This is a genomic window from Streptomyces sp. NPDC006997, assembly GCF_040635175.1.
Taxonomy (GTDB): Bacteria; Actinomycetota; Actinomycetes; order Streptomycetales; family Streptomycetaceae; genus Streptomyces.
In genome coordinates this window covers 1-12,071 of the sequence record NZ_JBEYHH010000071.1, presented here as the reverse complement: position 1 = coordinate 12,071, position 12,071 = coordinate 1, and the positions used below count along the sequence as shown (strand labels likewise).

Here is a 12,071-nt window from a genome sequence, read left to right as displayed (position 1 = left end):
CGCGGCCCCCGGCTCCACCACAGCCCGGGACTCGACCACCGCCCGGGACTCCACCGCGGCCCCCGGCTCCACCACAGCCCGGGACTCGACCACCGCCCGGGACTCCACCGCGGCCCCCGGCTCCACCACAGCCCGGGACTCGACCACCGCCCCGGCCCCCGCCCCCTCCCGCCCCACCCTGCGCGCCCGTCTGGCCGCCCGCCTGAGCCGCCGTCTGGCCGCCCGCCTCGCCGCCGCCGCGACCACCGACACCCGCGCCGCCGCCCTGCTCCTCGAACAGCTCCAACCCACCGCCGAGCCCAGCGCCCGGCCCGCCGCCCGCCTGCGCTCCCGCCTGTGGCGGGCCGCCTGGCGCGGCGCCCGCGGCCCCGCCCCCACCGCCCCGCCCAGCACCACCCACGGCCCGCACGCCCGGCGCCGCCGCGGCACGGCCCCCGACACCGCCGCCGCCCGCGCCCTGAGCGCCGCCGCCCGCGGACGCGCCACCCCCGCTGTCCGCCCCCAGGGCCCGCACACCTCACCCGCCGGCGACCGCCGGCGCCCCTGACCCGGCCACCCCGCGCACCCCCGAATCCCGGCCGGGAACAGCGCCTGCCGCTCACAGGGGCACCCGGTCGCACACCGCGCGAGGTGCGGTCCTACGCTTTGACCTATGACCAGAGTGGATCAATTAGCCTTCCCACGGGCCTACTTGAGCGGGATACGGCCGCCCTACACTCGTAACCAGGACGCTCCGCACGCCCGGTTACGCCTGGAGGTGGCCGCCATGCACCCCCGCGACTCGAAGACCGCTCAAGAACCCCTTGAGCCGGGCTCGAACTTCGGCCTGAAGGCGGTTGTCCGGCCGCGTCGCACGTCGATAGCGTTTCAGCAGCTCCAGGGCACGGGCCCGCTTCCGCCGCGGCAGGCCGCCCCCACCACCGGCCCTGTGCCGGCCACGGGTGTGCCTGTGACGGCCGAGCGGCGAGGGGAGGGCGCGCGGGTATGACCGCGACCGAAACAGCGCCGCAGGCATCACGCACCGAGCCGGGCAACGGCGAACGGATAGCCGACTGGGCGGACAGCCGCCTCGGGCTGTACCAGTTCCGCTTCATGGTCCGCAAGGTGTTCCCCGAACACTGGTCGTTCATGTTCGGCGAGATCGCCCTCTACAGCTTCGTCATGCTGCTCCTCACCGGGGTCTGGCTGACCCTGTTCTTCGAGCCGAGCATGGCCGAGACCGTCTACGAAGGCCCCTACACGCCCCTGCAGGGCGTGACGATGTCGGAGGCGTACGCCTCCACACTGGAGATCAGCTTCGAGGTCCGCGGCGGACTGCTCATCCGCCAGATCCACCACTGGTCCGCCCTGATCATGATCGGCGCGCTGTGCCTGCACACCCTGCGCCACTTCCTGACCGGCTCCTTCCGCAAGCCGCGCGAGGCCAACTGGCTGATCGGCTTCACCATGCTGATCCTGGTCATCCTGGAGGGCTTCTTCGGCTACTCCCTCCCCGACGACCTGCTCTCCGGCACCGGGATGCGCATCGCCTCCGGCATCACCCTGGCCGTACCCGTGGTCGGCACCTATGTGCACATGCTCGCCTTCGGTGACGAGTTCCCCGGCACGGACCTCGTGCCACGCCTGTACAGCCTGCACATCCTGCTGATCCCGGCGATCGTGTTCATCCTGGTCAACGTCCACCTGGCCCTGGTCATCTACCACAAGCACACCCAGTTCCGCGGCCGCGGCCGCACCGAGAAGAACGTCATCGGCGAGCCTTTCGTGCCGAACTACACCGCCAAGGCGGGCGGCTTCTTCTTCCTGGTCACCGGTGTCATCGTGCTGATGGCGGGCATCGCCCAGATCAACCCCGTGTGGGCGTACGGCCCCTACAAGGCCGACCAGATCTCCCAGGGCTCCCAGCCCGACTGGTACATGGGCTTCCTCGAAGGCGCCCTACGCGCCATGCCCGCCTGGGAGTTCGTCCTGCCAGGCGGCTACACCGTCAACATGGGCATCCTGATCCCCGCGGTCATCCTGCCCACGGTGATGGCCCTGGTGATCGCGCTGTGGCCGTTCCTGGAAGCCTGGGTCACCGGCGACAAGCGCGAACACCACCTGCTGGACCGGCCCCGCGACCACCCCACACGCACCGCCTTCGGCTGCGCCTTCGTCGCCCTGTACCTGGTGCTGTTCTTCGGCGGCGCCAACGACGTCCTGGCCGAACGCTTCAGCCTGTCGCTGAACTCCATCACCTACGCGGTCCGCGTAGGCATCTTCGTCGTCCCGGTGCTGACCTACGTCATCACCCGGCGCCTGTGCCTGGGCCTGCAGCGCCGCGACCGCGACAAGCTGCTCCACGGCCGGGAGACGGGCCGGATCCGCAGACTGCCGCACGGCGAGTTCATCGAGGTCCACGAACGCCTGGAGCGCGGCAGCGAGTACGCGCTGCTGGCCCGCGAGGACTACAAGCCGCTGCCCGCGCCCGCGCCGGAACACAACGGCGTGCCCAACCCCAAGGGCCGCAAGGAGGTCCTGCGCTACAAGCTCAGCCGCTGGCTGTACGGCAACCAGATCGCCAAGCCCACCGAGCAGGAGATGCGGCAGGCCCTGGAGCACTTCGACCACCCCAACGGCCACGGCCCCGACGGTGCCCACCCCGCCCTCACGGAGCGGGAACCGGACCACGAGGCCCACTGACCCTGCCCCGGCAGGCCCCACGGCGCGGGTGACCCCACCGGTCACCCGCGCCACCCCATACCCCCACCCCCCTCAACCCCCACCCCGGGCCGCCCGGTCGCGCCCGCACGAACCGCCCGGACCCCCTCCCGGAACTTTCCGCACTCCTCGCACTTCCCGCGCTGTCAGCGCTTTTCTCGTTCGCAGGTGCCCCGTTCGTTCCGCTGTCCGGCGCCGTGCCGGAGTGTCCTCGGAGGTCCGATGAACACCACCCCCTGGCACCGGCGTCGGGACGCGGGCCGGCCCGAGTCGATCACCGGGGCGCGGGTGGGCCTCACCCGTGACCTGCGCGGCCGTCAGCGCCGCTACCTCGCGGCGATGCTGGTGCGCACCGCCTGTGTGGTGGTGATGGCGGCGACCTGGAGCCGCTGGCCCGCCGTCGCGGTCGGCGCGCTGGCCGGGGCGGCCCTCATCCCGTATGTCGCGGTGGTCCTCGCGCAGGCCGGATGGCGCCAGCAGCGCGGCGCGCGGCCCGCGCTCGCCGAGGTCCGCGAGGAGGGCCCCGGCCCCGCCGCCCGGGTCGTCCTGGAACCCACCCTGATCCTGCCGCCGGAACGCGGCCCGGCCGCCTGACCGGCCACTTCACCGCCCACCCCCCGCGTGCGCCCGGCGTGACTCACGTCACTTTCGGCTGGTCTTGGCGCGCGGATGCCGGGCGTGTCACTATTTCAGCACGCCTCCCCTGCCCAAAAGCCGCCTCACGGCCGCGGATTGACCCCGCGCAGCCCCTTGCGGCGGCCCACTCCGGGCCCTCACGGGACGCTTCAGGCGAGTGGCCGCCCCGCGCCCTCTCGCCGCCCTCTCCTCCGGGCCTCCCGGCCCGCCCGCCCGCCTCTGTCACGTCGAACGGCCCCCCGGTGCCCCCCGGGGGGCCGTTTCGTGTGCCGGGACGACGGCGGCCGGGCAGCGCGGCCGGGGCGAGGCAGCCGGAAAGCGGCCGGCAACGCCTGCGGACGCTGCGCACAAAAGGCTCTTCACGTACCGAAGGCAGACTCTAGAGAAAGAGATTCCAGATATGCCGAGGCTATGCAAGCCCGCGGTGAGCGCGCCGGAATATGTCATCACGATGGAAGAGACTCTGGCATTCGCCGAACGAGTCCACGGTGGAAAGCCTCAGCTTCCTCTCGCGCTTCGACTGATTCGCAACACGGGGGTGCAGAAGCGGCATATCGTGCAGCCCATCGAGAAGACGCTCAACCACCCGGGTCTGACGGAACGCAACCGCGTCTACGAGGTGGAGTCCAAGAAGCGGACCCCGCAGGTCATCGAAGAGGCCCTGCGGAACGCCGACATGGCGGCCCGGGACATCGACGCGATCATCTACGTGTCGTGCACCGGGTTCCTGATGCCGTCCCTGACGGCCTGGCTCATCAACAAGCTCGGCTTCCGCTCCGACACTCGGCAGATCCCCATCGCCCAGCTGGGCTGCGCGGCGGGCGGCGCGGCCATCAACCGGGCCCACGACTTCTGCGTGGCCCACCCCGGCAGCAACGTCCTGATCGTCTCCTGCGAGCTGTGCTCGCTGTGCTACCAGCCCGACGCCGACGACATCGGCTCGCTGCTCTCCGACGGCCTGTTCGGCGACGCCGTCGCCGCCGCCGTCGTACGCGGCACCGGGGGAGTGGGCATCGAACTGGAGCGCAACGCCTCCTACCTGATCCCGGACACCGAGGACTGGATCTCCTACGACGTCCGCGACACCGGCTTCCACTTCCAGCTGGACCGGCGCGTGCCCGGCACCATGGAGCCCCTCGCCCCGGTGCTGCGCGAGTTCGCCAAGGACCACAGCTGGGACGCGGGCAGCCTGGACTTCTACATCGTCCACGCCGGCGGCCCGCGCATCCTGGACGACCTGGCGAAGTTCCTCAACGTCGACCGCAAGGTCTTCCGGCACAGCTGGGCGACGCTGACGGAGTACGGCAACATCGCCAGCGCCGTCGTCCTGGACGCCGCCCGCCGCCTGTTCGAGGAGGACACCCCGCAGCCGGAGGCCACCGGCCTGATCGCGGGCTTCGGCCCCGGCATCACCGCCGAGATGGCGCTGGGCCGCTGGGCCGTGGACACCCCCGCCGCCCTGGGCGACGCCGCATGAGCGGCCTGATCCTGCCGCCCGGCGGCGGCCGCAAACTCGTCACCAAGGCCCAGGAAGTCACCTTCAAGGCCACCCAGGCCGACGGCTCCGCGGTCTCGGTGTTCGAGGTGGTCGTCCCGCCCGGCTTCGACGTCGGCGCCCACGTCCACAACGACTCCCAGGAGTTCTTCTACGTCCTGGAAGGCGAACTGCAGCTGCTGGGCTTCGAGCCCGCCGCCCGCACCGGCGACACCTGGCACGACTGGCGCTCCGCCGACGGCCAGGCACCCGTCAACGCCACCGAAGGCGCCTCGATGTTCGTGCCCTCCGGCACCCCGCACGCCTTCCGCAACGCCTCCAGCCAGCCCGCCCGGATGCTCTTCACCTGCTTCCCCTCGCCGTACCACGAGCTGTACTTCGAGGAGATCGCGGAGATCTGGGCCGCCGGCGGGGCAGCGGTGGACCCGAAGGCCGTGGAGCAGATGCGCCAGCGCTACGACGTCCACCAGCTCACCCCCCTGCGCTACCAGCCCCCCACCGACCCCCACCCCAAGCCGACCGAGCGCGGAGCGTGACCCACATGAGCCCGATGGACGCGATACCCCTGGTCCACGCCAGCCTGGGCGAGCAGGAACTGGCCGCCGTCGCCGAGGTGTTCGCCTCCGGCTGGCCCGCCGGCCAGGGACCCAAGGGCAAGGCCCTGGAAGCCCAGCTCAAGGAGCGCTACGGCGCCGGGGACGCGGTCGCCGTCAGCAACTGCGGCGCCGCCCTGCACCTGGCCATGCTCGCCCTCGGCGTCAAACCCGGCGACGAGGTCATCGTCGCCGACTACACCTTCCCCGCCCCCGCCCACGCCGTGCGCTACGTCGGCGCCGTCCCCGTCTTCGCCGACGTACGCGCCGACACCGGCACCATCGACCCGCAGGCCGTCGCCGACCTGATCGGCCCGCGCACCGTCGGCATCATCGCCGTCGACACCGTCGGGATGCCCGCCGACTACGCCCAGCTGCAGACCCTCGCCGACCGCCACGGCCTGTTCGTCGTCGAAGACGCCGCCTGCGCCGTCGGCGCCACCTACCAGGGCCGCGAGGCAGGCGCCCTGGCCGAGGTGGCGTGCCTGTCCTTCCACGGCCGCAAGGGCGCCACCAGCGGCGAAGGCGGCGCCCTGATCGCCGCCGACCCGGCCGTCGGCGCCGACGCCAGGCTGCGCTCCTCCTTCGGCATCGGCTCCATCTTCGACCAGGCCCAGGTCGTCGGCCTGCCCATCCCCGAGTTCACCGAGATCGGCTACAACTTCAAACTCTCCGACATCGCCGCCGCCATCCTCCAGGTGCAGATCGGCCGCATCGGCGAACTCCTCAAGCGCCGCAGCGCGGTCGCCGCCCGCTACGGCGAACTCCTCGCCGACGAGGACCTGCTCACCGTGCCCACGGTCCCCGAGGACCGCACCCACGCCTGGCAGTCCTACATGGTCACCCTCGATGCCACCGTCGACCGGGCCGCCGTCGCCAAGGACCTGCGCGCCCAGGGCATCGGCTGCGGACACGGCACCTGGGCCACCCACGTCCAGCCCGTCTTCGCGGGCAAGGACACCTGCCCCGTCTCCGCCGACCTGTTCGCCCGCAACCTCGCCATCCCCATGCACGCCGAACTCACCGACGACCAGACCGAACGCGTCGCCACCGCCCTGCGCACCGCCCTGCGCGCCCACCGCGCCGCCTGAGCGCACCGCACCCGCACCCGCCCCCGCCCCGGCGAGCCGACCGCCCCGCCCCGGAAGAGACCACCCCCCGGGGCGGCGGCGGCCGCCCCCCGGGCACCCGCCCGCCGCGCCGCCAGACACCCCGCCGCACACCCGCGGCTGTGCCGGGAGTCCACCGGTATTTGAGAGGCGGTTCATACGCTCCCGACGCGCCCACCGGCCATTCCCGAAAGCCGCGGGCGGCGTCACCGCCCGGCCACGGTTCCCGCACACCGCCGTCGACCTCGCAGCGCGCCCAAAGGAGACAGACCCCATGAAGGGCTCTACGGTCTACACATCGATACAGAAGCGCGGTCTTCACATTGGCCTCCTGCCGGAGATGGCCGCGGCCGTGAACCCGTCGACGCCGATCACCCTCGACCACGACCTGGAAGTCCTGCCCGAGGCGGGGCGGCGGCTGACGGTGGCCCAGTACGCCGAACACGTCGACGACCTCGCGGCCCGCCTGTGGGCGGCCGGAGTCCGCCCCGACGAGCACGTCGTGATCTTCAAGACGGCCAACGCCGACCACTGGATGCTCGCCGCCGCGGTCTCCCGCATCGGCGGCATCGTGGTCAACCTCTCCCCCCAACTGGACCCGGAGACCGTCGCCGTCCTGCTCAAACGGGTCGGCCAGCCCACCCTGCTCACCGACGGCGCCAAACTCGACCTGCTGGCCTCCGTCTCCCTGGACGACCTCACCCGCCGGGTCCTCAGCTCCGCCGGGGAACGCCCGGGCGCCGTCACCCTCGCCTCCCTCGCGGGCTCCCCCCGCGTCCGGCCGGTGGTGCGGCCCATCGACGAGGCCGCCGTCATCACCCACACCTCCGGCACCACCGGCATCCCCAAACTCGTCGTGCACACCCCCCGCACCCAGGGCATCCGCCTGCTGCCGCAGTGGCGCCTGCTGTCCCTGATGCGCAAGAAGGACACCGTCGCCATCCACGTGCCCTTCGTCCACTCCCGCATGGTCGCCGCGATGTCGCTGGCCCTGCTGCGCGAGTACCCCGTCCTGCTCATGCGGGAAGCCGACCCCGCCGCGGTCGCCGAACAACTCGTCACACACCGGCCGGTGTTCATCGAGGCACTGCCCAACTCCCTGATGGAGTGGGAGGAACTCGCCGACGACCCGCGGATGCCGTTCGGCAACGTCAAGGTGTTCTCCAGCACCTTCGACGCCATCCACCCGCGCACCATGAGCCGCCTGCTGAAGGCCTCCAACCGGCGCGGCGCCCTGTTCTTCCAGATCTACGGCCAGAGCGAGGTCGGCCCCGCCGTCGGCCGCGCCTACTTCCGCCACTCCGCCCACAAGGCCAACGGCCGCTGCGTGGGCTGGGCCATGCCCCACGGCGCCGCCCGCGTCCGCGTCGTCAGCCGCGACGGCCACAAGCCCTCCGAAGCCAACCCCGGCTTCATCGAGGTCGCCTGGGACGGCCTGGCCAAGACCTACTACGGCGAACAGGACCGCTACGACACCAACCGCAACGGCGACTGGTGGCGCACCGGCGACGTCGGCTACCGCACCCGGTTCGGCTGCCTGCACATGCTCGACCGCGAAGTCGACATGATCCCCGGCGTGCGCAGCTCCCTGGAGGTCGAGGACGTCGTCCTGAGCCAACTCGACGAACTCAGCGAACTCGTCGTCGTCCAGGGCCCCAACGCCGAACCCGTCCCCGTCATCTGCACCGTCGACGACGCCCCCCTGGACCTGGCCCGCTGGCGGCGCGCCGTCGCCGACTTCCCCCAGCTCGCCGACCCCATCCAGATCCCGCAGGCCGAACTGCCGCGCACCGCCACCCTCAAGGTGCAGCGCCTGGCCCTCGCCCGCCGCTTCGGAGAACAGCCCCGCCCCTCCGCCTGACCCCCCGGCACCCCGGCCCGGGGCAAGGGCGCCCGCACCCTCCCGCGGGCACCCTTGCCCCGCCCCCCGCCGCGAGCCGCAGCACGGCCCAGCCCCGGACCAGCCCCCACCGGCCCCGGGGCTGCCCCACGCCCACCCCGCGCCAGCTCACACGCCCTGCCCAAGGAGATACGCAGTGACCACCGACGTGACCTCCGGGCCCGCGGACGGCCCAGAGCCCACCGCTTCCGTGCGCCGTATCACCGACGACCTGCTGGAGCGGGTGGAACACCGACTGCGCTCGTTCCTCACCACCGAACACACCCGCTTCGCCGACGTCGACGAACGCGCCGCCACCGTCCTGAACACCCTCTCCGACCTCGTCACCTCGGGCGGCAAACGGATCAGGCCCGCCTTCTGCCTCACCGGCTACCTCGCCGCCGGCGGCGACCCCGACCAGGCCGACATCGTCTCCGCCGCCGCCGGCCTGGAGATGCTGCACGTCTCCGCCCTCATCCACGACGACATCGTCGACAACTCCACCCAACGGCGCGGCCACCCCACCATGCACACCGCCTTCGCCGACCACCACACCCGCCACACCTGGCGCGGCGAGGCCCGCCGCTACGGCGAAGGCATGGCCATCCTCATCGGCGACCTCGCCCTGGTCTACTCCGACCAGCTGATGGCCCACGCCCCCACCGGCCTGCTCCCCGAATGGCACCACCTGCGCTCCGAAGTCCAGGTCGGCCAGTGCCTGGACGTCACCGCCGCCGCCGAGTTCGCCGTCGACCCCCGCCTCTCCCGCCTGATCGCCCTGATCAAGTCCGGCCGCTACACCATCCACCGCCCCCTGGTCATGGGCGCCGCCGGAGCCGGACGCCCCGACCTGGCCCCCGCGTTCGCCGAGTACGGCGAAGCCGTCGGCGAGGCCTTCCAGCTCCGCGACGACCTGCTGGACGCCTTCGGCGACTCCGCCCAGACCGGCAAACCCGCGGGCCTGGACTTCAGCCAGCACAAGATGACCCTCCTGCTGGGCTGGGCCATGCAACGCGACGCACACATACGCACCCTGATGACCGAACCCGGCCACACCCCCGACGAGGTACGCCGCCGCCTGCTGGACACCGGCGTCCCCGACGACGTCGAACGCCACATCGCCGACCTCGTCGAACGCGGCCGCAAAGCCATCGCCGACGCCCCCCTCGACCCCGCCTGGCGCACCGAACTGGCGGACATGGCCATCCGCGTCACCTACCGCGACAGCTGACCTGCGACCCCCCGGGGCGGCAGCACGGCCACGAACCACCGCGACCAGGAGCACCCCTCATGGAGCACGCAGTACGGCACACCGTCACCCTCATCCGCGAACGCTTCGGGGAGCCCCTCACCCTCGACGACCTGGCCCGCCACGTCATGGTCAGCAAGTACCACCTGCTGAGGGTGTTCACCCGCGTCACCGGCGTCACCCCCGGACGGTTCCTGACCGCCGTACGCCTCCAGGAAGCCCAGCGCCTGCTGCTCAGCACCCCCCTCACCGTCGCCGACATCTCCGCCCGCGTCGGCTACAGCAGCACCGGCAGCTTCACCCGCCGCTTCACCGAACTCGTCGGACTGTCCCCCACCCAGTACCGCCGGCTCTCCCTGACCAGCGTGCGCACCACACCCCCCGCCGCCCCGTACGCGTTCGCCGCGCCCACCGGCTGGGTGACCGGCACCCTGCACACCGACGGCACCGACCTCACCAGCGCCTCCGTCGGCGCCTTCGACAGCTCCCTGCTCCAGGGCGTGCCCGCCGCCTGGAGCAACACCTGCGCCCCCGGCCACTTCACCCTGCCCCGCGTCCCCGAAGGCACCTGGTACATCCACGCCGTCGCCCGCACCCGCCCCACCCCCGCCAGCACGGACCGGGTCCTGGTCGCCACCGTCGGCCCCGTCCTGGTGGAAGGCCACGCCCCCGGCCCCCTCGACATCACCTTGTCCCCCATGGACTGGACGCGACCGCCGATCCTCTCCGCCTCGATGGGCATCGACCCGCAGCCACTGGCCGCGTGACCTGCCCCCGCGCGGCGCGCACCCGCCACCCGGAGACAGAAAACGCATGAGCACACACCAGACCACGTCCCTCCTCCTCGGCCTGGCCGTCATCGTCCTGCTGGCCCGCCTGCTCGGCGCGCTGGCCCGGCGCCTGGGCCAGCCCGCGGTGATCGGCGAGGTCGTCGCCGGCATCGCGCTGGGACCCACGCTCGTCAACGGGACGCTCTCCGAGCACCTCTTCCCCACCGACACCCGCCCCCTGCTCAGCGCCCTGGCAGCGGTCGGCGTCGCGGTCTTCATGTTCATCGTCGGCCTGGAAGTGGACGCCGCCCTGCTCCGCGGCAACACCCGCCTCGCCACCACCGTCTCCTTCGCCTCCCTCATGGTCCCCTTCGGCCTGGGCACCCTGCTGGCACTCCACCTCGCCGACGACTACGGCACCGACGACACCACCGGCTTCATGCTCTTCCTCGGCATCGCCATGTCGATCACCGCCTTCCCCGTCCTGGCCCGCATCCTCACCGACCGGCAGATGACCCGCACCTCCCTGGGCGCCATGGCCATCGCCTGCGCCGCCATCGGCGACGTCCTCGCCTGGGCCCTGCTCGCCGTCATCGTCGCCGTCAGCGGCTCCGCCGACGCCGACCAGTGGCGGATGCTGCTGGCCATCCCCTACCTGGCCGCCATGCTCTTCGCCGTACGGCCCCTGCTGCGCCGCTACGCCGACCGCGGAGCGCACCCCACCCTGACCCCCACGGTGTTCGCGTGCGTCCTGGCGGGCCTGCTGCTGTCCGCCGCCGCCACCGAATGGGTCGGCCTGCACTACATCTTCGGCGCCTTCCTCTTCGGCGCGGTCCTCCCGCGCACCGGCACCGACCACCTGCGCACCCACATCCACGACCGGCTCGGGCAGATGACCTCCACCCTGCTGCTGCCGGTGTTCTTCCTGGTCTCCGGCCTCCAGGTCGACCTGTCCACCCTGGACAGCTCCGCGCTGGGCGCCCTCGCGCTGATCCTCCTCGTCGCCGTCGGCGGCAAGTTCCTCGGCGCGTTCACCGCCGCCCGCCTGCACAAGATGCCCTCCCGGCCCGCCGCCGCGCTCGCCACCTTGATGAACACCCGCGGCCTGACCGAACTCATCGTCCTCAACGTGGGCCTGCAACTGGGCTTCCTCGGACGCGACCTGTACTCCCTCATGGTCGTCATGGCCGTCCTGACCACCGCGATGACGGGCCCGCTCCTCAACTGGATCATCGGCCGCCCCACCGCCGACACCACCACCCCCCACGCGCCCGGCCCCCCGGCGGAGACCGAAACCGTCCGCACCGCCGCCTGACCCCGCCCCCCGCCTGTCGTCTCCACCGTCGTGAAGGAGTGCTCATGCCCGTGCAGCGTCTGGACCGGGTGGTGATCAGGTTCGCGGGTGACTCGGGTGACGGTATGCAGCTCACCGGGGACCGGTTCACCTCACAGACGGCGTCGTTCGGGAACGACCTGTCGACCCTGCCGAACTTCCCGGCCGAGATCCGGGCGCCCGCGGGCACCCTGCCCGGCGTGTCGTCGTTCCAGTTGCACTTCGCCGACCACGACATCCTCACCCCCGGCGACGCGCCGAACGTGCTGGTGGCGATGAACCCGGCCGCGTTGAAGGCGAACATCAC

General features: G+C 72.2%; 9 protein-coding genes and 2 pseudogenes. All 11 read left to right on the top strand.

Annotation, left to right across the window (positions count from 1 at the left end; genetic code table 11):
• Positions 1 to 547, top strand: a pseudogene (locus tag ABZ659_RS35135) (hypothetical protein); the annotation flags it as partial.
• Between the two features lie 437 nt (positions 548 to 984).
• A complete protein-coding gene (locus tag ABZ659_RS35130) occupies positions 985 to 2,682 on the top strand; it encodes a cytochrome bc complex cytochrome b subunit (RefSeq protein ID WP_360228836.1) in 1,698 nt (565 codons plus the stop codon).
• A gap of 240 nt (positions 2,683 to 2,922) precedes the next feature.
• Positions 2,923 to 3,294 (top strand): DUF3099 domain-containing protein, encoded by a 372-nt coding sequence (locus tag ABZ659_RS35125; protein WP_360228833.1) that lies wholly within the window; start codon positions 2,923 to 2,925, stop codon positions 3,292 to 3,294.
• 442 nt (positions 3,295 to 3,736) lie between these two features.
• A complete protein-coding gene (locus ABZ659_RS35120; protein WP_360228830.1) occupies positions 3,737 to 4,813 on the top strand; it encodes a type III polyketide synthase in 1,077 nt (358 codons plus the stop codon).
• Positions 4,810 to 5,367, top strand: a complete 558-nt coding sequence (locus ABZ659_RS35115) for a cupin domain-containing protein (protein WP_360228827.1) — start codon at positions 4,810 to 4,812, stop codon at positions 5,365 to 5,367. Before ABZ659_RS35120 ends, ABZ659_RS35115 begins: the two co-directional genes overlap by 4 nt.
• Before the next feature lie 14 nt (positions 5,368 to 5,381).
• Positions 5,382 to 6,515 (top strand): DegT/DnrJ/EryC1/StrS family aminotransferase, encoded by a 1,134-nt coding sequence (locus tag ABZ659_RS35110; protein ID WP_360228842.1) that lies wholly within the window; start codon positions 5,382 to 5,384, stop codon positions 6,513 to 6,515.
• A gap of 292 nt (positions 6,516 to 6,807) precedes the next feature.
• Positions 6,808 to 8,394: a class I adenylate-forming enzyme family protein gene (locus ABZ659_RS35105; RefSeq protein ID WP_360228824.1), complete on the top strand. Its 1,587-nt coding sequence runs from the start codon at positions 6,808 to 6,810 to the stop codon at positions 8,392 to 8,394.
• 175 nt (positions 8,395 to 8,569) lie between these two features.
• A complete protein-coding gene (locus ABZ659_RS35100; protein ID WP_360228821.1) occupies positions 8,570 to 9,643 on the top strand; it encodes a polyprenyl synthetase family protein in 1,074 nt (357 codons plus the stop codon).
• 59 nt (positions 9,644 to 9,702) lie between these two features.
• Entirely contained in the window at positions 9,703 to 10,428 is a 726-nt protein-coding gene (locus ABZ659_RS35095; protein ID WP_360228818.1) for an AraC family transcriptional regulator, read from the top strand.
• A gap of 46 nt (positions 10,429 to 10,474) precedes the next feature.
• On the top strand, positions 10,475 to 11,746 hold the full coding sequence (locus tag ABZ659_RS35090; RefSeq protein ID WP_360228815.1) for a cation:proton antiporter: 1,272 nt from the start codon (positions 10,475 to 10,477) through the stop codon (positions 11,744 to 11,746).
• A 44-nt stretch (positions 11,747 to 11,790) separates the two neighbouring features.
• Positions 11,791 to 12,071, top strand: a pseudogene (locus tag ABZ659_RS35085) (2-oxoglutarate ferredoxin oxidoreductase subunit alpha); the annotation flags it as partial.

Bases quoted from the DNA above. Each gene is read 5' to 3' on its own strand.
- ABZ659_RS35130 (WP_360228836.1), top strand. From the start codon at position 985: ATGACCGCGACCGAAACAGCGCCGCAGGCATCACGCACCGAGCCGGGC.
- ABZ659_RS35125 (WP_360228833.1), top strand. From the start codon at position 2,923: ATGAACACCACCCCCTGGCACCGGCGTCGGGACGCGGGCCGGCCCGAG.
- ABZ659_RS35120 (WP_360228830.1), top strand. From the start codon at position 3,737: ATGCCGAGGCTATGCAAGCCCGCGGTGAGCGCGCCGGAATATGTCATC.
- ABZ659_RS35115 (WP_360228827.1), top strand. From the start codon at position 4,810: ATGAGCGGCCTGATCCTGCCGCCCGGCGGCGGCCGCAAACTCGTCACC.
- ABZ659_RS35110 (WP_360228842.1), top strand. From the start codon at position 5,382: ATGGACGCGATACCCCTGGTCCACGCCAGCCTGGGCGAGCAGGAACTG.
- ABZ659_RS35105 (WP_360228824.1), top strand. From the start codon at position 6,808: ATGAAGGGCTCTACGGTCTACACATCGATACAGAAGCGCGGTCTTCAC.
- ABZ659_RS35095 (WP_360228818.1), top strand. From the start codon at position 9,703: ATGGAGCACGCAGTACGGCACACCGTCACCCTCATCCGCGAACGCTTC.
- ABZ659_RS35090 (WP_360228815.1), top strand. From the start codon at position 10,475: ATGAGCACACACCAGACCACGTCCCTCCTCCTCGGCCTGGCCGTCATC.